This window comes from Nostoc sp. (assembly GCF_036919555.1).
GTDB lineage: Bacteria > Cyanobacteriota > Cyanobacteriia > Cyanobacteriales > Nostocaceae > Nostoc.
In genome coordinates, this window is sequence record NZ_JBALCS010000039.1 from 67,360 (window position 1) to 90,957 (window position 23,598).

The 23,598-nt window shown below is 39.7% G+C and carries 20 protein-coding genes, 1 tRNA gene and 1 pseudogene; 9 read left to right on the top strand and 13 right to left on the bottom strand.

The features are described from left to right. Window positions 1-254 precede the first annotated feature (254 nt). Window positions 255-1,508 (top strand): acetate kinase, encoded by a 1,254-nt coding sequence (locus tag V7K36_RS11230; RefSeq protein ID WP_335116056.1) that lies wholly within the window; start codon window positions 255-257, stop codon window positions 1,506-1,508. On the opposite strand, the gene V7K36_RS11235 is transcribed toward V7K36_RS11230, so the two are convergent. From V7K36_RS11235 to V7K36_RS11245, 3 genes are all read right to left on the bottom strand, one after another. Beyond that, window positions 1,503-2,474 (bottom strand): hypothetical protein, encoded by a 972-nt coding sequence (locus tag V7K36_RS11235; RefSeq protein ID WP_335115706.1) that lies wholly within the window; start codon window positions 2,472-2,474, stop codon window positions 1,503-1,505. The genes V7K36_RS11230 and V7K36_RS11235 overlap by 6 nt on opposite strands. After that, window positions 2,471-3,298, bottom strand: a complete 828-nt coding sequence (locus V7K36_RS11240) for a hypothetical protein (protein ID WP_335115708.1) — start codon at window positions 3,296-3,298, stop codon at window positions 2,471-2,473. The genes V7K36_RS11235 and V7K36_RS11240 overlap by 4 nt, the downstream gene beginning before the upstream one ends. Before the next feature lie 82 nt (window positions 3,299-3,380). Next, window positions 3,381-3,884 (bottom strand): hypothetical protein, encoded by a 504-nt coding sequence (locus V7K36_RS11245; RefSeq protein WP_335115710.1) that lies wholly within the window; start codon window positions 3,882-3,884, stop codon window positions 3,381-3,383. Window positions 3,885-4,415: 531 nt separating this feature from the next. Between V7K36_RS11245 and V7K36_RS11250 the strand changes: the two genes are divergently transcribed. The 3 genes from V7K36_RS11250 to ftsH3 all read left to right on the top strand — a co-directional run bounded on the left by V7K36_RS11250 (window position 4,416) and on the right by ftsH3 (window position 8,017). Beyond that, window positions 4,416-5,204 (top strand): hypothetical protein, encoded by a 789-nt coding sequence (locus tag V7K36_RS11250; RefSeq protein ID WP_335115712.1) that lies wholly within the window; start codon window positions 4,416-4,418, stop codon window positions 5,202-5,204. A 32-nt stretch (window positions 5,205-5,236) separates the two neighbouring features. Next, window positions 5,237-6,037 carry an aminotransferase class IV gene (locus V7K36_RS11255; protein ID WP_335115714.1) on the top strand — a complete coding sequence of 267 codons (801 nt, stop codon included), beginning with the start codon at window positions 5,237-5,239 and terminating at the stop codon, window positions 6,035-6,037. Window positions 6,038-6,175: 138 nt separating this feature from the next. Continuing rightward, window positions 6,176-8,017, top strand: coding sequence for an ATP-dependent zinc metalloprotease FtsH3 (gene ftsH3, locus V7K36_RS11260; protein WP_335115716.1), 1,842 nt, complete (start codon window positions 6,176-6,178; stop codon window positions 8,015-8,017). Between the two features lie 595 nt (window positions 8,018-8,612). Here ftsH3 and V7K36_RS11265 read toward each other — a convergent pair. From V7K36_RS11265 to V7K36_RS11285, 5 genes are all read right to left on the bottom strand, one after another. After that, the gene (locus V7K36_RS11265) at window positions 8,613-8,831 is read right to left on the bottom strand and encodes a hypothetical protein (RefSeq protein WP_190729975.1); all 219 of its coding nucleotides are present in this window, start codon (window positions 8,829-8,831) and stop codon (window positions 8,613-8,615) included. 394 nt (window positions 8,832-9,225) lie between these two features. Further along, window positions 9,226-10,407 (bottom strand): low temperature requirement protein A, encoded by a 1,182-nt coding sequence (locus V7K36_RS11270; RefSeq protein ID WP_335115718.1) that lies wholly within the window; start codon window positions 10,405-10,407, stop codon window positions 9,226-9,228. Window positions 10,408-10,489: 82 nt separating this feature from the next. Next, window positions 10,490-10,765: a hypothetical protein gene (locus V7K36_RS11275; RefSeq protein ID WP_335115719.1), complete on the bottom strand. Its 276-nt coding sequence runs from the start codon at window positions 10,763-10,765 to the stop codon at window positions 10,490-10,492. A 26-nt stretch (window positions 10,766-10,791) separates the two neighbouring features. Beyond that, window positions 10,792-10,863, bottom strand: a tRNA-Gly gene (locus V7K36_RS11280). 108 nt (window positions 10,864-10,971) lie between these two features. Beyond that, on the bottom strand, window positions 10,972-11,583 hold the full coding sequence (locus V7K36_RS11285) for a sporulation/spore germination protein (RefSeq protein WP_335115721.1): 612 nt from the start codon (window positions 11,581-11,583) through the stop codon (window positions 10,972-10,974). 834 nt (window positions 11,584-12,417) lie between these two features. On the opposite strand from V7K36_RS11285, the gene V7K36_RS11290 reads away from it, so the two are divergent. Then, window positions 12,418-12,765, top strand: coding sequence for a hypothetical protein (locus tag V7K36_RS11290; RefSeq protein WP_335115723.1), 348 nt, complete (start codon window positions 12,418-12,420; stop codon window positions 12,763-12,765). A 180-nt stretch (window positions 12,766-12,945) separates the two neighbouring features. Here V7K36_RS11290 and egtD read toward each other — a convergent pair whose 3' ends face one another. Together egtD and egtC are read right to left on the bottom strand one after the other, a co-directional pair. Continuing rightward, window positions 12,946-13,980, bottom strand: coding sequence for an L-histidine N(alpha)-methyltransferase (egtD, locus tag V7K36_RS11295; protein ID WP_335115725.1), 1,035 nt, complete (start codon window positions 13,978-13,980; stop codon window positions 12,946-12,948). A 193-nt stretch (window positions 13,981-14,173) separates the two neighbouring features. Next, entirely contained in the window at window positions 14,174-14,962 is a 789-nt protein-coding gene (gene egtC / locus V7K36_RS11300) for an ergothioneine biosynthesis protein EgtC (protein WP_335115727.1), read from the bottom strand. A 1-nt stretch (window position 14,963) separates the two neighbouring features. Between egtC and V7K36_RS11305 the strand changes: the two are divergent. After that, a pseudogene (locus V7K36_RS11305) lies at window positions 14,964-15,725 on the top strand (nucleotidyltransferase domain-containing protein). A 408-nt stretch (window positions 15,726-16,133) separates the two neighbouring features. Here V7K36_RS11305 and V7K36_RS11310 read toward each other — a convergent pair. Continuing rightward, window positions 16,134-17,756 carry a sensor histidine kinase gene (locus V7K36_RS11310; protein ID WP_335115729.1) on the bottom strand — a complete coding sequence of 541 codons (1,623 nt, stop codon included), beginning with the start codon at window positions 17,754-17,756 and terminating at the stop codon, window positions 16,134-16,136. Window positions 17,757-18,013: 257 nt separating this feature from the next. Beyond that, window positions 18,014-18,904, bottom strand: coding sequence for a phosphate/phosphite/phosphonate ABC transporter substrate-binding protein (gene phnD / locus V7K36_RS11315; protein ID WP_335115731.1), 891 nt, complete (start codon window positions 18,902-18,904; stop codon window positions 18,014-18,016). Window positions 18,905-19,234: 330 nt separating this feature from the next. Between phnD and V7K36_RS11320 the strand changes: the two genes are divergently transcribed. Continuing rightward, on the top strand, window positions 19,235-20,764 hold the full coding sequence (locus V7K36_RS11320; protein WP_335115733.1) for a YifB family Mg chelatase-like AAA ATPase: 1,530 nt from the start codon (window positions 19,235-19,237) through the stop codon (window positions 20,762-20,764). A gap of 176 nt (window positions 20,765-20,940) precedes the next feature. Here V7K36_RS11320 and V7K36_RS11325 read toward each other — a convergent pair whose 3' ends face one another. Next, window positions 20,941-21,582: a type I restriction endonuclease gene (locus V7K36_RS11325; protein WP_335115735.1), complete on the bottom strand. Its 642-nt coding sequence runs from the start codon at window positions 21,580-21,582 to the stop codon at window positions 20,941-20,943. A 230-nt stretch (window positions 21,583-21,812) separates the two neighbouring features. Between V7K36_RS11325 and V7K36_RS11330 the strand changes: the two genes are divergently transcribed. Both V7K36_RS11330 and V7K36_RS11335 read left to right on the top strand, forming a co-directional pair. Then, window positions 21,813-22,805 (top strand): YihY/virulence factor BrkB family protein, encoded by a 993-nt coding sequence (locus V7K36_RS11330; protein ID WP_335115737.1) that lies wholly within the window; start codon window positions 21,813-21,815, stop codon window positions 22,803-22,805. A 207-nt stretch (window positions 22,806-23,012) separates the two neighbouring features. Beyond that, complete coding sequence (locus tag V7K36_RS11335) at window positions 23,013-23,564, top strand: DUF421 domain-containing protein (RefSeq protein WP_335115739.1); 552 nt, start codon at window positions 23,013-23,015, stop codon at window positions 23,562-23,564. Window positions 23,565-23,598 lie beyond the last annotated feature (34 nt).

Consider the following 23,598-nt stretch of genomic DNA (forward strand, 5'->3'; position numbering starts at 1 on the left):
CAAACGCCTGACGCAACTTTTGAGAGGGATTCCCTAGTGGTACTTTGCGAGAATTTGAGGCATTTGGGTGGAGTATAGAAATTTGGCGATCGCCTGGTTATCGACTATAAATCTATCCCCAGATAGATGATAAAAAGGTAAATCCTGCCGTCACCAACTAGCAGCAATGAGCCTGCATATTATGCCCATAGGCTAGAAGCATGAGGCTACATTTAGTGACATGATCAAAGGAGGTCATGTTTTTATGTTGTTATATGAAGATATTGGTGCTGAATGCCGGATCGAGCAGCCAAAAGAGTTGTCTGTATGAGATTGCAGATGAGGCTCTACCCACCCAAGCAGCCCAACCCCTTTGGGAAGGCAAAATCAACTGGACTCAAGATCGGGGTGTGGCAGAAATTGAAGTAAAAACCGCTATGGGTGCAACGCTGCAAAAATCAATCTCTGCTGATTCCCCACAGGCACACCTCACCTATATGCTCCATACACTTACTTATGGTGCTACCAAGGTAATTGATCAGTTGTCAGAAATCGATGTGGTGGGGCATCGGATAGTACATGGTGGACAGGATTACCGAGATAGTGTGGTAATTACGGAGGATGTCAAAAAGGCGATCGCACGTCTGTCAAACCTTGCTCCAGACCATAATCCAGTCGCTTTAGAAGGCATAGAAGCAATTGAAAACATCTTAAAAGATGTCACCCAAGTAGCAGTCTTTGATACCGGATTTCATGCCACTCTACCCGATGCAGCAGCAATCTATCCCGGCCCCTATGAGTGGGTAGAGCAAGGTATCCGTCGCTATGGGTTTCATGGTATCAGTCACCAATATTGTTCTCAACGTGCTGCCCAAATTCTCGGTCGAGATGTCCCACCTGAGCGGTTAATTAACTGTCATTTGGGCAATGGCTGCTCTTTGGCGGCGATTAAAAATGGCCGCAGTATTGATACCACAATGGGATTCACGCCCGTAGAAGGATTGATGATGGGTAGCCGTTCTGGTTCAGTTGATCCGGGGATTCTGATTTATCTGTTGCGGTACTGCAATTACTCCGTCGAAAGGTTGGATCATATATTAAATAAAGCTTCTGGATTAAAGGGAATTTCGGGTGTATCTAGCGATATGCGTGAAGTGAGAGAAGCGATGTCTACGACGGGCTACGCCTACCCTCAAGGCAATTCCCGCGCTCAATTGGCCTGGGATATCTACGTACATCGCTTGCGTTCTGCGATCGGTGCAATGCTTACCAGTTTGGGCGGATTAGATGCTTTGGTATTCACAGCAGGCGTAGGTGAACACTCTCCAGAAATTCGCCAAGCAGCCTGTGAAGCCTTTGGATTTATCGGATTGAAAATAGACCTTGAGAAAAATCAACAGCAACCTGTTGATCAGGATATTGCTACACCCGATTCAGCAGTGCGGGTATTAGTTATTCATACTCAAGAAGATTGGGCGATCGCTCAACAATGTTGGCAGTTATTAAAAAATAGTTATAAATACTTATAAAGATAGGAACCTACGTATAATAAGTTTCCAAACTCGCGGACTGATAAAACTTAAAATGCACTCTACAAGTTTTGGGGCGATAAGGGACAAAAGCGGTAATAATAAGGCATAAACATTACTAAAGCCACTAGTAGCACCAACAACAACATTAGGAATGAGACAAATCAGCGTCCATATCAACCTATTTATAAATTTAGAGTTGATGGAAGTACCTCTTTGAAGTTGATTAACAAGTACATAGCGGGTAGTAGCAAATAATATAGTTAACCCGATCCAAGCAAATATTGATATCATTACATTTGCTAGATGGAGATTGTAAACTACAAAACCAGCAGGAAAGAGAGAAGCTATCTCCCAAACTAGCAGATTTAGATTAGTCCGAAGATAGTTTAATATTTGTTCAATAAGCCAATAATGCAGATAAGTAATATTTAAACACTCAGGATTTTGGATAAAATCACTCCTGATTTTGTGAATTATATCGCCATAAAATAAGATATTACTTTGTAAAACAATATCTTGTTCTTTCCAAAAATATAAAGCTGATGTATTTTCTCTATAATAAAAATTAAAAGTAAGTCCATGCTGTAACGTCGATTTCTTTTGTAATGATTTACTCCACAATAATCTAATAAAAGTTACTATAAAAGTATTCTCAAAAGGTTTCAAGTTTTTTTTATTAATTACTAATTTATTGTATTGCACAGGATTATTACTAAAGCAAATATTATCGCTAAAGCAGTTGTAGTACCAAAGATAAGCTAGTAATTTTGGCGGAATGTACACAGAACAGCCTATTTTTCGGGCTTGCTCAATTTGTTTTAAAACTGCCCTATCTAGATAAAAAGTATACTGTGCTGGCTCAACCTTAATTTCAAGTTCAATAGGAGTGCCTTGAGGGATTTGTACAAAGAAAGAGAGTTGAACATCATTTTGTTGATCTGTGTGTGTTTTATAAGCGTTCATTGTCGGGATAATTTCGCGAGACTTTGTACAATACTAATTAGAAAATCTAGTGTTCCACGCCACTGTTTTTCTCCAGCAACTATCCCTTCATTGTGTATTTTTATGATTAAATCTCTATCAACTTCAGGTAATTCAAATAGGTTTTTATGGTAACGGCTGATAATATCTCCATCTAACTGCATAACAGTTTGAGCATAAATAACATCAATATCTACGCTTTTAATGTCACCACCATCAAGTGCAGCTTTAAGTTCAGACATTTTTCGCAGAGTACGAATAAATTTACCATTATTCAAAAGGTTTTCAATCTCTTCCCACCTTTGGCGCAAATTTTTTTGATTATCTTGTTCATTTGCAAGAGGAGCCGGAGCAGGCAATATTGGTTGAGCTAGCTTTATGTATACCTGATCAGTTTGAACAATATTTGCTTGATGTTCCACTTTATATTTAAGACGCTCCTGATATTGTATTATCCTGGGGTCTGGCTCACTAGTATTACTACTTTGTTCAAGGAGAATATAAAAATATTCTCTTTCAAGTTGTGAAAATAGACTTGTATAACGCTTGCGTAGTTCTTGAGCTTGAGTTTTTTCTGGTTCTGTTAAATTGTCTGGATTTGGAATTCCTTTGACATCAAAGTAGTCTTTGTCATTTATTGAATAAATCTGTTCATATGCTTGCCAAGCATTAAACTTTGCGCCAGTAATTTCCTCCACAACCATCGTGTTCACTTCTAAAGCTGTAATATCATCGACTAATCCATGTACAGATGAGACTAGTTTCTGTAGCAGATATGTGGCTTCTTCTTGAATTTTGTTAGGCATAATAATTTCCTTTATTTCTCTAAAGCAAATTAACCTATAGGTTTGGACAGGTTCCTATACTCTAGGCATTTCAGTACGACTACTATGGACGGGATGGCGATTGTTGTAAAGTTTTGCGAGATTTCATAATTTCTATAAAAAATCCATACAACTTCTGCAAAGTTTCTATATTTTTTTGCATAATATCCCGACTTTCTTTGATTTGACTTAAATGAAAGTCACGAAGTTCTGTATATGGTCCACTACCAAGAAATTGACTACCAACTTCATTGTTTATATCACCATCAATTAGATTAATTCTGGTGTACATTCGATTACCTGGTTTAGCAATTTGTTGCCCTTGTAGTTCTTCAAACTGAGTAGAGGAGTCTGGAACCCAAGTGGTAATTTCTAACTCTACAACTTCAACTATTGCTGTTTTAATAGCATCAATAACGTCATCAATATTGAATCCTTCCCCCTTAGTATTCATCTGATTAAGTTTTCTTTTAAATTCACTACTTGGCTTACTAAATTGACTATTATTTTCTCCATTTTCGCTAGATTGGCCATTAATTTTTGTGTTTTCAGCAGTATGATTTACCATGACATTTTATTTGAGAGGTTAAAGATTTCAGTATAAACACAACTTTAGGTTATGTCAAAACTTTCAAGGCTTTTACTTAATAAAAGTAACTAAAGTAAAAAAACTTAATAATTTAAGAAGTTTTTTATAAATAAAAGTAAAAGTCGTGGTCGTGATTTCTCAAAGCTAAATTTATTTTAAACAAAGGATAATACCCCATTATAGATATTGGAGCCACTGTGGGTAAGTCCAGCACTGCGGTAGGAGTTCTCCCCGTTGTCCTAAGTGGTGTGATTCTGAAAGAATTATTTAATTAGCTTTTAGGCGCTTCGTTCTCATAGGTATAAATTAGCTCCTACTTATACACAAAGAAACATTTAGAGTTAAGAGAGTATACAAGTATAAGTTAAGACTAGTAAGTTAAATAAATTTATTTTAGTTTACCTATTTTCTATTTGACCTAGCAAAGCGTAAACGCACAAGTGCTGTCCGACTTTTCCCATATCACTATGTATACAATGATATGACTATGCGGATAAAAATCAGAAAAATATGTTGTTGTTATCGCGTAATGCTTTTGCTACACCTTTAGTAGTTTGTGTATGTATTTTAGGAGTTGGCTTAATTCAATTCCCCCAATTGCAAAAACTAATAAATAGCAAACAATCTGCCTCTTTAGAAACTCTAGAAAAAGAAATAAAATCTGAAAAACTCAGTCTTAATTTTCTCCAAAAAATGCCTAGTTTTGGTTATGATAACTTCATCGCCGATTTGGTATATCTCAATTTTTTACAATATTTTGGAGATGATGAGGTTCGGGATAAAACAGGTTATAGTTTAAGTCCAGAATATTTTGAAGTAATTATAGAACGTGACCCGCGATTTTTAGCAGTGTATCGGAGTCTTTCTATCAGTACTTCATTGTATGCTGGTATGCCAGAACGCGCGATCGCACTATCAGAGAAAGGCTTAAAATCACTATCTCCCTCAGTTCCCGAAAAGTCTTATTACGTATGGCGTTACAAAGGAATTGATGAGTTATTATTTTTAGGAAACGCTCAAGCTGCCCAAAAATCTTTTGCAACGGCGGCAAACTGGGCTAGTAACTTTTCAGATGCAGAGAGTCAGCTTATAGCTAATACTTCCCAAAGAACTGCTGAATTTTTGAGTCGAAATCCTAACAGTAAATATGCTCAGATTTCTACCTGGGCAATGGTTTTAAATAATCAAGTTGATCAGAGAACTCGGAAACGAGCAATTCGGGCAATCGAAGCTTTGGGAGGAAAAGTAATTACAACTCCTGAAGGTACTAATAAAATTGTATTTCCACCAAAGGATTAAAATAATTCGTAATTCGTAATTCGTCAAGCAAGATGAGTGTGAAAAATGGCATTTTTTGGTATGACGGGAAATTAATTCACTCCCAAACTTTAGAGTTAAATATTAACGATCCGGGATTACTTTATGGGGCGACTGTTTTTACAACGTTGCGGGTTTATGAGAATTCGCTAGATAGTAGTTTAACCAATTGGCTTTCACACTGCGATCGCTTACTTTTCTCAATACAAACTTTTGGTTGGCAGCAACCAGACTGGAACCGTGTACGTCAAGGTGCCCAAATTCTCCTTGCATATTTCCCCGTTCTCAGAATTACCCTCTTTCCTGATGGACGCGAGTGGATAACTGGCAGATTCTTACCACAAAATTTGACAGAAAAACAAAATAATGGTATTATATGCGCCATTGCTAGTCCTGAATTTTATCGCTCTCTCCCCTCTCATAAAACTGGAAACTATTTGAGTGCTTGGTTGGCAAAAACTAGCTTAGATGCTGAAGAAGTAATATTAGTCGATGCTGAAGGAAATTGGCTAGAAACCAGCACAGGCAATCTTTGGGGATGGTGCGATCGCAGTTGGTGGACACCACCAAAAAATGCAGGAATTTTACCGGGAATTTTGCGATCGCAACTTGTAAAATGGTTACAAAACCACCCGCAGCCAGTGCGAGAAGAAACTTGGAGCGTCGAATTAGTCCAGAGATTTGAAGCGATCGCCTACACTAATAGTGTGGTAGAAATTATTCCGATTCATACCGTTCATCAGCCTACAGGGTCGCTACAATATAATTCCTACCATCCTAGTTTTCAGCAAATCAGGGAGCTTTTTGCAGCATGAAAGCTACGCCACTTTGTTACACTTAAGATAAGTTAACATAATTCTTAATAATGACCTTTCCGAGCAAAGACGGTAAGCGATGGCGCAAAGCGCCCGCTCAACAGCTAACGCGCGAAAAATACAGGAGGATAGACCTTAGTGAATAAAAAATGGAGAAATGCAGGGCTGTACGCGCTGCTGTTTATTGTCGTCATTGCGCTGGGAACAGCATTTTTTGACAAACAACCCCAAAGCAGAGAGACATGGCGATACAGTCGCTTTATTCAGGAAGTTCAACAAGGCAGAGTAGAAAAAGTCAGTTTGAGTGCAGATCGCTCTACAGCACTAGTTACACCCAAATATGACCCAAATAAACGGATTGTTACCTTAGTCAACGATCCAGACCTGATCAATACTCTGTCTTCAAAAGGCGTTGATATTTCTGTTTTGCCCCAAACCGACGAAGGATTTTGGTTTAAGGCACTGAGCAGCTTATTTTTTCCTGTATTGCTTTTGGTTGGCTTATTCTTCTTGCTACGTCGCGCTCAAAGTGGCCCAGGTAGCCAAGCGATGAACTTTGGCAAATCCAAAGCCAGAGTGCAAATGGAACCACAAACTCAGGTGACATTCGGCGATGTCGCTGGTATTGACCAAGCCAAGTTGGAATTAAACGAAGTCGTAGACTTTCTGAAAAACGCCGATCGCTTTACCGCCGTTGGTGCAAAAATTCCTAAAGGTGTACTATTAGTTGGCCCTCCTGGTACAGGTAAAACCCTCCTAGCTCGTGCCGTAGCAGGGGAAGCAGGCGTACCCTTCTTCTCGATCTCCGGTTCGGAATTTGTGGAAATGTTCGTGGGTGTGGGTGCATCCCGCGTCCGCGATTTATTTGAACAAGCTAAGACCAACGCGCCTTGTATCGTCTTCATCGATGAAATTGACGCGGTAGGTCGTCAACGGGGTGCAGGTTTAGGCGGTGGTAACGATGAGCGGGAACAAACCCTCAACCAGTTGCTCACAGAAATGGACGGTTTTGAAGGCAACACTGGCATCATCATTATTGCCGCTACTAACCGTCCTGATGTCCTTGATGCAGCGCTGTTGCGTCCTGGTCGCTTTGATCGTCAAGTTGTGGTAGACCGTCCTGATTATGCCGGACGTAGCGAAATCCTCAAGGTACACGCCCGTGGCAAAACCTTGGCCAAAGATGTGGACTTGGATAAAATCGCCCGTCGTACCCCTGGATTTACTGGCGCAGATTTATCCAACCTGTTAAATGAAGCCGCAATTCTGGCAGCACGCCGGAATTTGACTGAAATTTCGATGGATGAAATCAACGACGCGATCGATCGCGTATTAGCTGGCCCAGAGAAGAAAGACCGAGTAATGAGTGAAAAGCGCAAAACCTTGGTGGCATATCACGAAGCTGGTCACGCCTTGGTTGGTGCTTTGATGCCAGACTATGATCCTGTGCAGAAGATTAGCATCATTCCTCGCGGTCGCGCAGGTGGTTTAACTTGGTTTACCCCCAGCGAAGACCGGATGGACACTGGTTTGTACAGCCGCGCTTATCTCGAAAATCAGATGGCAGTGGCTTTGGGTGGTCGGATTGCTGAAGAATTAATCTTTGGTGAAGAAGAAGTTACCACTGGTGCTTCCAACGACTTACAACAAGTAGCCCGTGTTGCCCGTCAGATGATCACCAGATTTGGGATGAGCGATCGCTTAGGCCCAGTTGCCCTTGGTCGTCAGCAAGGTAATATGTTCCTGGGACGGGATATTATGTCAGAGCGCGATTTTTCTGAAGAAACCGCCGCCGCCATTGATGAAGAAGTCCGCAAACTTGTAGATGTAGCCTATACACGCGCTAAAGAAGTGTTGGTGCGTAACCGCCACATTTTAGATCAAATAGCGCAAATGTTGGTTGATAAAGAAACGGTAGACGCCGAAGAGTTGCAAGAAATTCTCTCGAATAATGATGTGACAACCGCCGCCTTTGCCTAATTAATCAGTAGTTAGGAGTTAGGAGTTAAAAACAATTCCCAACTTCTAACTTTTAAAAATTGGGGTAATTCTGGGATTTTCCAGAGTTAACCCCAATTTTTTTAATTCCTTGTCAAAAGCCCGGCCATGATGACCGGGCTTTTAATCCGAAATGGGGTTATATTCCCCGAAGGTTCGTTATAGAGTTTCAGTATAAATCGGTAGTCTGATAGATACTACCACCTGAGCATAATCAATTCCGGAAAATTAGAAAAATTTTGTAGTTCCAGTCAATAACGAGTATCAATCGCTGTCAGTAAATCCTGTTTGGCTACCAGAGGTAGGTTTAGGAATTGGCATAGAACGACGTTTACTAACGCTGGAAGAACATGCCAAAATGCTGGTACAAAGGTAGCGCAAACTCGGTATAGATCCTGATTCTCTTCCCTGAAAACTAGAAATCAGGGTAATTCGGAGATTTTACGAATTACCCTGATTGTGATCAATGCAAAGGAATCTATGCATTCTGTGGCGCACCCCTTATGGCGATCAAATAGATAATCTTTCTAAATCTTTATCAGACTAGCGTGACTTGATACTCAACCAGTTGCCAATCTTAAACTCTGGATGTCGGTTTCAAAAATAGCCACGCCACAAAAAACGTAGCCGCCGTGAATAGTTGCGTCAAATCCAAAGCCGAGAGATAACCATCTGCAAATGAAGCAATACTGCGATCGGTAATGCCAAATACCCAGGATGACAGCCCAAACAGCCAAATCCCATTCTTGAGATTTCCGACGAATTCCTTAGAGTCTGATGGTTCTTGGTCTTTCATAATCTTCTGTTCCGTTGGTGAAGAATTTGGTGATTGATGCGAAATACCTGCCATTAGGAATTTTTTCGGACTCCTGACGCTGAATTTAGACTTGCTATTAATAATATTAATAAATATTTCACCTACTTGACTTCATCGACCAAAGGTACATCTCCTAATCTTGACATTCCTCCCTTAGTTCTGTCACCTCTGATAGACGGCAAGGCGTTGAGTTATCAGCATTACAGCGTCGAGTTTGAATGCTGAGATTACATCATCTTTAAATAACTATATAAATAAATATTTATATAGATATAAAATCCTCCATAGGATAGATGTATTTTATAAAATGACTTAGATTTAAATTACGTGGATACGTCGCAGTGGCGCAAGATGTGCGCCACTGCGCTATGAGCTAGATTTCTGGGTCAACCAAACGGGTAGTGGGACGACTCTGATACAAATCTTGAACTACTTGCCCAGCAGAAACTACAGCTACAAGGGCAATGACTGTAACAGGTAACAAACCTTTGCCTAAGATGGCGATCGCTAGCAGCACAACTGCACCCCCAAGTCGATACTGGGAACGGATTTTGCAATAACGGATCACCCCAAATCTGTGGAGAATGCTGACGGCTAGAGAGCATAATGCTACTGAACCACAGATGAGCCATCGCTGGGAATCGGGTAGTGCTAAAGTTGGCTTACTCAACAAAATTTGTTCTACACCAACTCCAGCAGCAGTAATTCCAATTACTAGCGGTAAATGGGTGTAGAGCCAGAGATTGACAACACCAACTTTTCCATGTGTTCGCGCTATCTGAATGGGTGTGCCACCCAGATTCTCAAAATAGACCCACCACCAGCTAAAAGCGATAATTAGACCAAACACGCCAGAAATTACAGTTAAAGTATCCCATTTCTGCTCAGAAACACCATTGACCACCGCAATAACTGCTTCGCCCAAAACAATAATGGTAAATAGCCCGAAACGTTCCGGTAAGTGTGAGGCGTGGGGAAGTAAACCTAACTGAAACTTATGTCCTGTTAAGGGTGTAGCAAAGTCAATAATGATTCCCAGTGCCCAGAATCCGAACCGCCAAGGAATGGGTACAGATGCTGATATTAACCAAAGGAAGGCTGCGATCGCAAAACCAATAGCATAGCGAGTGGTCAAAGGACGCGCTGAAGGGATATGTCTTCCAGCCCGGACGTACTCTATTACAAGCACAATCCGACCGAGAGCATAGGAAATGGTAAAACCAGGGGAACTCTCACCCAGACCGTGGTGGATATTAATAGCCATTGCTGCTGCTGTCAGCATTTGTATACCAATCAGCAGTCGATGTCCAACATCATCGCTGTCATAGCGGTTGGCGTAGAATGTAGTGCCAATCCATGACCACCAAACTGGTATAAATAGGACTACAAACCCAAACAATCCTGATAGAGAGATATCCTCGTTGAGATTGTGGGCGAGTTGAGAAATTGCAACTACAAAAACCAAATCATAAAAAAGTTCTAGCCAAGTGGCGCGTCGTTCTTCTTCAGTGTCTTCACCAATGCGTAACCTTGGCGGTTGGAGAAAATTTGCCATAGTGCTAATTGCGAATCGCTAATTGTTTTTTACCATTAGCTGCCATCAATTGGCGAGTACCTAGATGCTTGTGCGTAAATTGTTAAAAAACTGCTGATAATACTCTTAAATTGGGAGTCGTTAATCCTGCCGACCTCGAAAAAGCGATCGCAATTGCCTCGACAAAGTATGGTCTTGAATTTAAACTCCCTGCTGCTGAAAATTCCCATCCCAATAGAAATATCAGTCTATTGAACGTCGGCGCTTGATCGGCAACCTGTAGTATATGGCGTGTAGTAAGGATGCCCGCAGACTCTAGACCCCTAGTGAAGTCTGGCTCAACAAACTTGTGAGCAACTATACCAACGGCAGCAATCACATAGCTAGCTTAGGTTCTGATTTGAAAGCGGGCGATGGGACTCGAACCCACGACGATCACCTTGGGAAAGTGAGATTCTACCACTGAATTACACCCGCGAATTGCTGCTATAAAGTTATGGCTAAAATGAAGAATACCACTATATTAACTAGAATATACACAGTTTTCACAACTGCTGATGCAGGAATCCTGTCGCTGTTCAGATTCTAAAGAACAATGTCCTCACCTCGCTCGGTGAAGCGAACCTCTTTAATATTCCATTGGGTATTACTCGTTAGAGTTTTACGGAGACTACCAAATAGAGCAAACTGTTCACAACTAGAAAGAGAAGCTATTTGCCGCTTTGACTCAGGAGATATTCGCAAATCAACTGTAGCAATGCCATTTTTTATATTGACACGATACCCAGACAAGCTAAAGTCGCTTGTATCTCGTTTTTCTAAAATTTTACTCACTACATTTGTCACTGGTTCCTCGGCTGGTACTGAAACCTTTTCTGGAATGAGTTCTTGACATTGGGTATCACTCGTATATAGTTTAACACTGGTAGTTTTGCTAGTGGCAGCTTTAGAAGTTGATGAGGAAGGCGTATTTTCCTTAGGAGATTCTTGATTAGGAGATTTTTCTCTCAACTGAGCGACGCTAGAAATTTGGCTGGGAGTCTGAGACGATGACGATGGGCTATTCGTCAGTGTTGTGGTGGGGGATGGCGTTCCACTGTCAATATTACGAGCGGTGGGGTTAGAACTACAACTGCTGATGCTGACAATTATTGTCACAAAAATAAGGGGTAAAAAATATCTCTGGGTTGTATTCATAATTTTGCTGATAAGTGATGTTGCTGCTATCAACTTCAGTGCCTCTAGTATCAATTCCGCATAGATTTGTGAATCTTTAGCCAGTCTATAAAGTGTCAACCCGGTATCTGTAAAAGTCCAGGGTTATACTAATAAACTGAAATATACAACATCTGCGGTTTAAGGAGCGATGTCTGACGATAAGCCGCTCCGCATCTACGCCAACCCCAAAAAAAGCTTGCACATTTTATTGTTTAACTAGAGACTCGCCAAGTATAACGGCATATTCCTAACGCACCCTACATATACTTAGATTTTTTCACGCAATTAAATCGGATTCCTATATTGCTGAAGGTATACACGTATTTATTTACAGAAGCTATTTCATCAAACTCAGGTTTTATTAAAATTTCATATACTTTCTACTTTAGCTAGTTAAATATGCGAATTAAGAGTTTATTTTCTCTAAATCAGCTTTTAAAAAAAGTTCAGTAATATTCCTCTTTTAGTAACAAGTTAAATGTAACTAAGATATTAATAGTTGTACTGGCTTAGTTGATGAAAAACGTCAATTTTTCCAGGTGTATCTATTTGCCAACTCTCTAGAACACCGATTCAGTAGTCTTAAAATAACCGCTCTCTTTTTACAAAAGAGAAGTCGATCTTCGCCTTGCCTTGCAGGAAAGGTGATTGAGGGAAGTTCGGTTGTTGTTAGGAAATTAATGTACTAAGCGTTAGTAGTCTATTCATTTGGAAATCGCTCTGATCGTGTTTGATTAAACAACAGCGTGATGATTTATCTTGGAAAATTGCGATTTTATTTCCAACTAATAACAAACACAACTTGTTTAAGCTTTGAATATTTATCAACCCATTTTACCAATCGCCATGCAACAATATATTTCTCATTTGCTCATACTGGTATTAGCAACAAGTCCGACTCTCATCGTTACTCCATCTCAAGCTGAAACTCCGGTAAAAACCAATAGTCAAAATACTGATAATATTAGTTCCATATCTTCAAATTCACCTTCTGCTATCCCATTGAGTGATTTTGCCAATTCTACTAATACCAAACCACCTATTCTCGCTGAAGCAGTTAATAACTCTTCTGCTGCTAATGCCAATATAACTGCAACTAAGCCTCAGGCAAGGATTCCTATATTCAGCAGAATTTTTCCCAGACCTTCGATGCGGCAATAATTAGCCGCTAAACATTTAGTTTACTTGCTTAGGCTAATAGGGAGCAGTCACTCATGGGGGAAACCCCCAAGATCGCGCTGCCTCCCCGTTGTAGCAACTGGCGTAAAGGGCTGTTTTTGTTAGGTCTATATTGGACTCAACTGAGAACCACAATATATGTGAGACATACCCTGATTTGCTTTATGCTTGCAGTTGACAGAGGAGTAAACCAAACCATTGATTTGGATCTGTCCACACATGAAGAGGTAATAAACCCTGTGCGGTGAGTTGCGGCTTGATAGTATTAAGGTCAAATTTGCGAGAGATTTCGGTGAGGATAGTTTCACCTAGTGTAAAATTAACCTTGAGGTTAAGAGCGCGTAATTCTACAATTTGCGATCGCCGGCTGCGTAAATGCATTTCTATTTGATGCTCACTTTCATTGTAAAACGCCCAGTGTTCAAACTGCGTAGTGTCGAAATTCCCCTCAAAGCGCTGATTTAAATGCTCCAGCATATTGAGGTTAAATGCTGCCGTCACTCCTTGGCTGTCGTTATAAGCTGGTTCCAAAATCTGTTTCGGCTTTCGTAAATCTATCCCTAACAAGAAATACTCACCTACTTGTAGGGCTTCTGTAATTTGAGAGAAGAACACATCACACTCATCAGGTCTAAGATTACCTAGACTGCTACCAATAAAACAAATCATCCGACTGGGTAATTGCGTCGGTAGGAGTTGTGCAAGGGCTAATTCATAGGTTCCCGCTAGTGCATAAACTTGCAGTAAGGGATAATCTTCTAATAACTGCTTGGCGCTACTTTCCAACATACCTCTAGACACATCAATTGGTAGGTAATGCAAGGGATAGCCTAGATTCTGGTAGGCATCTAGTAAAATCCGGGTTTTGCTAGAACTGCCACTACCAAGTTCTACCAATTCACAAGCGCCAGTTATCTTGGCAATTTCACTAGCAAACTGCTGTAAAATCGTTGTTTCTGTGCGTGTGAGGTAATATTCTGGTAAATCACAGATTTGCTCAAACAGATCAGAACCACGGTCATCATAAAAGTAAGAAGGGGGTAGAGATTTAGGTGTTTGAGTTAATCCCTTAACCACATCATTTCCAGCACTAGGTGCAACTATTTGAGTTGCTCCTAGCAAACGCTCTATCTGCAAGCGTTTTTCAACGCTGTTTTGAGAAGTAAGATTGCTGGTAACAGCTTTAGATATCGACATGAAACCTCCGTTTGCTTGGCGTAATAGGCTACCTTTGATGGCAGACCTTTATCCCAATCAGTGAAACACATAGTCATAGCTAATAAAATCATGCCTGAGCAATATTGCTCAAGCTTTAGTCCTATTTGTAGACATTTCGCCATTCAAATGACAGCAAGTAAGCGTTTAAGTACTATTGTTAGCCTCTTTCACACTAGATTTTATCAATTTGGATCTCACAGTCTGCTCCCACACTAATGATGCTATTTTCTGGGCAAGCAATCCAATTACCTATAAATAGAGGTTCGGACGCAATAATTACAGATTTTGGAAAAGTCGGATCGTCTCGTATCCAGTAAAGGGATGGAGGCGGTGAAGTGGTAGCAAAACGAGAGGCTATTAAACAATGTCCATCACTAAAAATTACATTGAGTGAGGCTTCTACTTGATAGCGTTTTGCCATCTCTAAAAGCGTTAATAATGTGGTGCGTAAAGCATATTCTGGAGGTCGATGTTTGTTAATTTGACATTGTGAAAGTAACAATGCAAAAATGTGTTCGGAGTCAGTACTGCCATTAATTTTTTCGTAAAAATCTTGGGTTAAAGTGCTGCGGATTTTTCTGTGTAATGTTTTCCGAAAATTTTCGATTCGTCCATTGTGAATAAATAGCTTTTGTTGATGATTAAAGGGCTGACAATTAGCAAAATCTAAGGCTCCGTCTGGTATAGCACTGCGGACATAAGCAAGTACACACTTGGATTCAACGTAACGGCTGAGACTGGGTAGGTTTATATCATTCCAAATAGGTAGGATATTTTTGTAGGTAAAAGGTTCGATATCTTTTTGACTATGATACCAACCCACACCAAAGCCATCTGCATTTACTACCCCAGAGGTCATTTCGCGGGGTTGATAACTCTGGACTACCAGTGAGTGTTCTGGTTTATACAGAAGATGTTCTAAAGAAACAGGCGAACCGAGGTAAGCAAGTAAACGGCACATGATGAATATTCCATCTTCTATTAACACAATTATTGGGCAACAGCCTTACCCACTTTTATTCACCATCATCAGTGGTTCCCACTTATATGGTTTTCCGTCACCTGATTCTGATTATGACTTGCGTGGTGTGCATATTTTACCAGTTCAAGAAGTGGTGGGATTAAAAACTGAGAATGAAACTATTGAAGTTTAAGAAATTCGTGAATCTTTAGAAATTGATTTAGTCACTCATGATGTCAAAAAATTCTTTTTGATGCTACTTAAAAAGAATGGTTATGTGTTAGAACAACTATATTCACCTTTAATATTAACAACTTCACCAGAACATGAGGAATTAAAATTTATTGGCAAAAATTGCATTACCCGTCACCATAGCTACCATTATATTGGTTTTGCTGCAACAGAATGGAAACTTTTTGAGAAAGAACATACGCATCGAGTCAAGCCATTACTTTATGTTTATCGAGTTCTATTGACTGGAATTTATCTAATGGAAACAGGAGTAGTTGAAGCTAATTTAATTAAGCTCAATGAAGTTTTTAATTTACCATATATTCCTGATTTAATCGCCCAAAAATTAGCAGGTAGAGAAAGGTCTATTTTATCAGATATTAATGTAGATTTTCATCAAAGAGAATATGAACGTCTGCGTAATAAGTTGCAGGAGTCCTATGAATTCAGCCCATTGCCTGAAATACCTTCAGCGAAGGTGGCTTTAAATAATTTGTTGGTACGTCTGAGAGTCAGGAGCTATGAATTATGAGTTTATAACTACTCGCTCATGAGTTTTTTAAAAAATAGAAGTTTGGTAATTTTAAATTCTGCGTTCCCTATAAATCAATACGCTTGGGTTAAAGCCAAAAACCAAAACTAGCGTAGGTTAGGGAGCCACTGCGCCCTTGCGGTTTCCCCACTTGTCCCTTGCGCGTCTCGCCGCAGGAGTTGCAAGTGGCATTTGAAGAACAAAACCCAACATTTTTCGTGATTTGTTGGGTAACACGAATGTTCAACCCAACCTACAAATATCCTTAACCCAAGCGTATTGCCCTATAAATAGTGGTATTAGTAGACTGTGGCGGAAGTTTGCCTAACTTTAACAAGAGGATTTTGCCCCTTGTTAAGATCCAAGTCTTGTTAATTGAGATGGTATGTGGATTTACGCCGTGCTGTACTAGTTTGTTTGTGTTTTAATAGGTAAAATGATTGCAAACTCTGTCCATTGTTCAAACTCTGAGATTACTTCTATTTTACCTTTGTGTTTGTCAATTATATGATAACAAACACTTAAACCTAAACCAGTCCCTTTACCCACTGGTTTAGTTGTGAAAAAAGGGTCAAATAGTTTGTTTTTTATTTCTGGTGAAATTCCAGACCCGTTATCTCTGATTCCTATTTTAATATAAATATCATCTATCTTTAATGTATCTATAATAATTTGTTTACTTTTATCTGAATCAGCTTTTTGGTCTAGTATAGCATCGATCGCATTACTTATAATATTCATAAATACCTGGTTGAGTTGTGCTGGATAACACTCAATTAAGGATAAATCTCCATACTTTTTAATGACTTCAATTTCTGACTGAAGTCTGTGATTTAAAAGTAACAATGTATTCTCAATTCCTTGATGAATATCTACCTCTTTGATATCAGCTTCATCTAATCGGGAAAAATTTCGCAAAGATAACACAATCTCCCGGATGCGCTGAGTCCCAGTTTTCATAGAAGAAAGTAGGAGTGGCAAATCTTTATGAATAAAATTTAAATCAATTTCTTCAATTTTTTCTTCAATTACCCAGATGGGTTCTGGATATTGTTGCTGATATAAACTCACCAAATTAAGCAAGTCTTGAGTATAGTCACTGGCACATTGAATATTACCATAAATAAAATTAGCAGGATTGTTAATTTCATGAGCTATACCTGCTACCATCTGCCCAAGAGAAGCCATTTTTTCGGTTTGAATTAATTGCCCTTGAGCTTCTTTTAAGTCTTCTAGGGTTTTTTGAAGTTCATGGGTTCGTTCTTCTACTCGTTGCTCTAAACTTTGGTGAGCTAGCTTTAGTTCCTGGGTATAATCTCCTACCCATTCCACTAATTGATTCAGGGAAGTAGCTAATGTTCCTACTTCATCGTTGCTTATGACATTAGCTCTGAGTTGAAAATTTGACTCTTGCGTGATTTTTCTGGCAACGTTAGTAACTATTTTTAGGGGACGCGCAATTAACCTACTGGTATATACTGCTAGTATAGCTGCGATCGCAGCTGATAACAGCATACTTCCAATAATAACTTGAATTCGCAATTTTTGGGCACTATCAAAACTAGTATTTGCTTGCTTTTGTTGAATTTCAGCATGTCCTATAATCCCAATTAAATCGTCTGAAAGTTTCTCAAACTCAACCGAGATATTAGTTTCTTCCTTAAAAAACACTAATAGTTGTTCCTGATCAGCTTTTGTGGCGTTTGCTGATAATTTATTTTGTTCAATCTGCCGCCAAAACTTTTTTACTATTTGAGTATATATTTCCGTGTTAGTTTTATACTTTTTTAATAAATTAAACACATCGATATTATTTATTGTCGAATCATCAGGATGGTTATTTATAAATATTTGTAGTTCAGCTAAACGCTGATTCACTTGACTCATTTCGTCTAAAAATCTGTTTTTTTCAAATTCTAACCAAATAGAATTTTCTAATACAGTAACTAACCTTTGGGGATGTAGCCTCACTCTAGTTATTGTATTTTCTAAATCTTTTAAGAGAAATTTTTGTTGATAAGATAAATTCAACTGTTGCTGGGCAAGGCTTTCATAGCGGTATGCAATCAACAAGCCACTTGTCGTACCGATAAAAGCAATACTAATTGCCAGAGTATAGCCATAACTAATTTTTTTAGCGATGCTCCAGTTATCGCTTAAGTGAGTAAGCAAACTAAAAATTTTTCTAAAATAGTTTGTCGAGTTAACTATCATTCATTTATCTCTGTGGTTAGCTATTAAGCGCTTACTACAAACCTTAATTTTTTTAAATTAACTTACTTATCCTATTATAAGAAATCTCCTTGCCCGATTTTTTTATAAACTTCACGAATCAGATTATAATCAGCATCATTTACTAAAGCAAATTTGCCTCCTTTATACTTTTGGTTCGCTTTAGCAGTCAGCAAACTTTGAATTAGTTTATCCTGGTTCTTAATCATCTGCGATCGCATATCTGCTATAAAGCTAGATGCCAACTGGTTACTAGCAACAAATACATCACCAGGAAGTAATGGCCCTTGGAAAATTATAGAGAAATCCTTCTCAAGTAAGCCCTCAGATTCCAGAATGTTTTTGTATCTGTCAGATGCAGTCGCCCAAGCATCTACATCACCTTTTTTTAAGGCTTGTACTCCCTGATCACCCAACATAACAGTTTTGAAGTCAGTTTTTGGATCTAATCCAGCATCTATTAGTAGCTTTGTGGGAGCAAGATGACTAGCAGTTGAGCCAATTTTTCGCATGGCAATTATTTTGCCTTTCAATTGAGATAATAATTTAATTTTGCTATCTGCACGAACTACAATAATAGAACGGTAGTTCCTGCGCTCAATGGCAATTATCGGAATAGCCTTTGCTCTAGAGTTTAAAATCAAGTATTCTGATGGTCCTGCAAAGACAATATCCACCTCTCCCGATAACAGTGCTGGTGCTGCTGCTGTGGGATTTTCTACAGAAAAAAACTCAATTTTTATACCTAATATCTCTTCTAATATGGTGCGAAAAACGCCATAATCTCGTTGCAAATCTTTAATTCCAGTGACATCTGTAACTGCAAATTTGAGATTTTTTGGTGTATTTATTGCCATCTGTTCTGAGCTATTATTAGTAAAATTTGCTCCTGTTGTACAACCAGCAGCAAACAGTAGCGAATACCAAACAAAGTTGCGCCGTTTCATAGGTTGGAATAATATTAAAAATGTAAAATTTTTTAGCTGTTATTTATTAATATGCCTATTATTTTATTGCTTGTTTGTATTTATAGCTTCTGTAATATTACGGAAATAAGTTTTATGAATTTGGCAATCCTATTTGTTGAAAAATATTGTTGTTGCTTAATTATTACTTTTTAGACTTCATCCTCCTTAACCCTGCTTAAAAAGGCTTGTCAACTTTTCCAACAAACAAGAACCAGATAATTTGATCCAAAAATCGTCTCTGTGGTTTCACCAATGCCAATCTATCGACTCATCTGCTAGAGATTTGAAAGGTTTACTCTTATATAAGAAATGCTTGCTAGAGTCTGGAGTGCATCAATTGTGGGCATCGATGCCGTGAAAGTAGGCGTAGAAGTCGATGTGTCAGGGGGATTGCCGGGAATTGTTGTCTTGGGACTGCCAGATTCAGCGATTCAAGAATCAAGAGAAAGAGTCAAAGCAACGCTGAAGAATGCAGGTTTTGCCTTTCCCATGCGAAAAATTGTGATCAATTTAACTCCGGCAGATTTACGCAAAGAAGGCCCCTGTTTTGATTTGCCTATTAGTGTGGGAATTTTGGCGGCTTCTGAGCAAGTTAGCGCTGATTTGTTGGGAGATTATCTATTTTTGGGCGAAGTCTCTCTGGATGGCAGTTTGCGTCCGGTGGCTGGTGTCTTGCCGATCGCAGCAGCAGCCCAAAAGATGGGAATTGCAGGTTTAGTTATCCCTGCTGATAATGCTCAAGAAGCGGCAGTGGTTGAAGGCTTGGCTGTTTACGGTTGCAAACATCTGTCTGATGTGGTGGATCTTTTAAATAATCCGGGGCGTTACAAACCTGTGCAGATGGATAGCACAAGGGAGATAGCAACCTTGTCCTACCCTGGCGCAGATTTGCATGATGTGAAAGGACAAGCTCATGCGCGTCGGGCTTTAGAAATTGCTGCTGCTGGTGGGCATAATTTAATTTTTGTCGGGCCGCCTGGTAGTGGGAAAACCATGTTAGCACGGCGCTTACCAGGAATTTTACCGCCCCTGAGTTTTGCTGAATCTTTAGAAGTGACTCGCATCCATTCGGTGGCTGGTTTATTGAAAAATCGTGGTTCGTTAGTACGCGATCGCCCTTTTCGCAGCCCTCACCACTCAGCATCCGGGCCTTCTCTTGTCGGTGGTGGTAGCTTCCCTCGTCCTGGAGAAATATCATTATCTCACAGAGGTGTGCTGTTCCTTGATGAACTCACAGAATTTAAACGAGATGTTTTAGAATTTCTGCGTCAGCCTTTAGAAGATGGCTATGTGACAATTTCACGCACCAAACTATCAGTAACCTTTCCCGCGCAGTTTACTTTGGTGGCGAGTACTAATCCCTGTCCATGCGGTTACTATGGCGATACTATTCAACAATGTACTTGTTCTCCTCGTCAACGGGAGCAATATTGGGCAAAACTTTCTGGGCCGTTGATGGATCGAATTGATTTACAAGTTGCGGTGAATCGCTTAAAACCAGAAGAAATTACCCAACAACCTACGGGAGAAACATCAATATCAGTGCTACAACGAGTGCTACAAGCAAGCGATCGCGCTATTACCCGTTTCCAAGAAGAACCAAATCTGCGTTGCAATGCCCATATGCAAAGTCGTCATCTCCAGAAATGGTGTAAGTTAGATGATGCTAGTCGCCATTTATTAGAAGTAGCAATTAGAAAATTAGGTTTATCGGCAAGAGCAAGCGATCGCGTTCTCAAAGTAGGGCGGACTATTGCAGATTTAGCGGGAGACGAGGAACTAAAAACTAATCATGTAGCGGAAGCGATTCAATATCGCACCATAGATAGAATGCAGTAGCAATCTTGTTATGATGGCTTAAGTCTGTCTTTCGGTAAATGGAATTTTGGTTACACTGAACAATCGGGACTTTTGTCAAGTACCCAATTTAGTTTTGGACAATTGGATTTTGTAAAGCCGTTCTTCAATCCGCGCAATAGTTGTTATAAATGCCACCAATACTTTTAAAACATCCTCTAAAACGCAGGAGAGATTAACTGACCAATATGCTTCAGAATTTGCAAAACGGCGTATAGTTCTCTCGCGGATGCAAAGGGAGCAAAGACCCTTGACAAATCGTACTGTGGTGTATTTATTTGCGTCACTTTCACAAATAAAATATCGTCTCCATTCGTCACCATCCCAAACACAGGTTTACTGGGGTTAGGGTTAGCCATCATATAAGCTAGGGCTTGCGGTACAGCCGCCCAAACTGACAACGTGGTTTTTTTCGACTCTAACACCATCACCCACAACTGCTCTTGTAGCACTAAAACGTCAATCCGTCCGCGCAGTATTTCCTCGCCATCATCTAACACTAGTTCCACAGATGATTCAGCCTTAATTCTGAAAGGGGGATCGTAAAATCCTGAGAGTGCAAGTATTGGTGATACCAGTAACAATATGACTGTCCCTTCTAGTAAATCACCTCCGGCACGGTGATAGAGATACCTGCGCCGCACGACATCCACAGAGGCTTTTTCCGCTTCCGTAATTTCAGACAATCCCTCATACCACTCTAGGAAAAATTGCTGGTCTTCAACACGGACAAAACCGAATCGATTTTCTGCATCCTGAAGAGTGGTAATTGCTTCTGTAATTGCTGCCGTCTGTATCATTGCTTTTAGGTAAAAATTGCTTTGCGATTATCAACATCACCACATCTTTATTATCGCCAATTAGCGCGTAGGCCTAGCCCGTCGTAGACATCGCATTGTCATCTCACTATAAAATTCTAAATTCATCCTCCAGGACGCTGCACAAACTCCCTTGGATGGATGCCGTTACTTACTAAATCAGTATCCAATATATCAGGAAGTTAGCGACATTCCTTAAGGAGACTGATTGAATGAATTTGCAGGCGATTTGGAAGTTATTACAAGAGACATTCAAAGAATGGAGTGAGGATAAAGCCTCACGGTTAGCGGCGGCGTTAGCTTATTACACGATTTTTTCCATAGCACCGTTGCTGATTATTGTAATTGCGATCGCCGGGGCAGTATTTGGAGAAGAGGCAGCAAGGGGTCAAATCGTTGGACAAATTCAAGGTTTAGTCGGTAAAGATGGGGCACAATTTATCCAAACAGCTATTCAGAATGCTAACAAACCACACACAGGAGCGATCGCTTCCATTATTAGTGTTGTAGTTCTACTAGTGGGTGCTACTGGTTTATTTACCGAGCTGCAAGATTCCCTTAACACGATTTGGGAAGTCAAACCGAAACCCGGACGTGCCGTAAATAATATGATTCGTCTACGCTTTTTGTCCTTTGCAATGGTGCTAGGTATTGGCTTTCTACTTTTAGTCTCTCTGGTAATTAGTACGGCATTAGCAGCAGTAGTAACATCTTTTAGTAACTTCCTACCAGGTGTCGATTTTCTCTGGCGGATTATCAATTTCATCCTCTCTTTTGCCATCACTACGTTGCTGTTCGCACTAATTTTTAAAGTTCTACCAGATGTCAAAATTGCTTGGAGTGATGTTTTAATTGGAGCTATTCTCACCTCCTTTTTGTTTTCCATTGGTAGGTTTTTGTTAGGACAATATTTAGGTAATGGTAGTTTTGGTTCAACCTACGGTGCTGCTGGTTCACTGGTAGTGCTTTTAGCTTGGGTTAACTATGCCGCACAGATTCTTTTCTTCGGTGCAGAGTTTACCCAAGTTTATGCCAGAAGGTACGGAAGTGGGATAGTCCCAACGAAGGATGCCATACCTTTATCTGATAATACGAAATATAATGGCACGGCTCCAACGGGGCGATCCTCCACTAATAAAAAGCCATCTTCTAGCTTTCTTAATCGCTTATTCAAGTCTTTAAAAAAGCCAAAGCGCTTAAAATAAAAAACAAAAAATCAGCGATTTTAATCCCTAATTCTTAGAGGTTTATATTTTTAAATCTGATATAGATAAAAATATTTAACCTCTAATGAAAATCACTCGAATGAAATAAATCACATATAATTATAGATAATTACTCTGTGTTTATAAATAACCTTAGACTGGATTTTTTTCCAGAAGTCTATTGAAAAAGGGAGAAAATCAGTGCTAATGGAAAAATGGTTTTTTATCAATTGGCAGGCAATTTTTGTTCCTAGCATCAGCGTCTTTGAGTTGATTATCCGTGGGTCGCTAGTCTATTTGGCGCTGTTCTCAGTGCTACGCTTCCTCCCTAGCCGGCAATTAGGAACTCTAGGAATTACTGATTTACTCGTAGTTGTGCTATTTGCTGAAGCTGCCCAAAATGCTATGGCGAGTAATTATACATCGATTACTGAGGGCGCTATCTTGGTAGGAACTGTGATTTTTTGGAGCTATTTGCTGAACTGGTTAGGCTATAAAATACCCCAGTTCCAACGTTTTATGAATCAGCCACCGCTGCTATTGGTAAAAAATGGTCGGATGATTCAGCGTCATTTGCAACGAGAGTTAATTACAGACGATGAGTTGATGAGCAAGTTACGTCAGCAAGGTGTGGAATTTTTAACAGATGTGAAGTTTGCATATATGGAGGCTGACGGTAGGATTAGTATCATCACCGTAGATTCAAAAACTAGTCCCGTCCTTGAGCAAAAAACAGCACTAAAAAGTGATCTACATTAATTAGACTGTAGAATATGACGGTTGTATTCTGTGC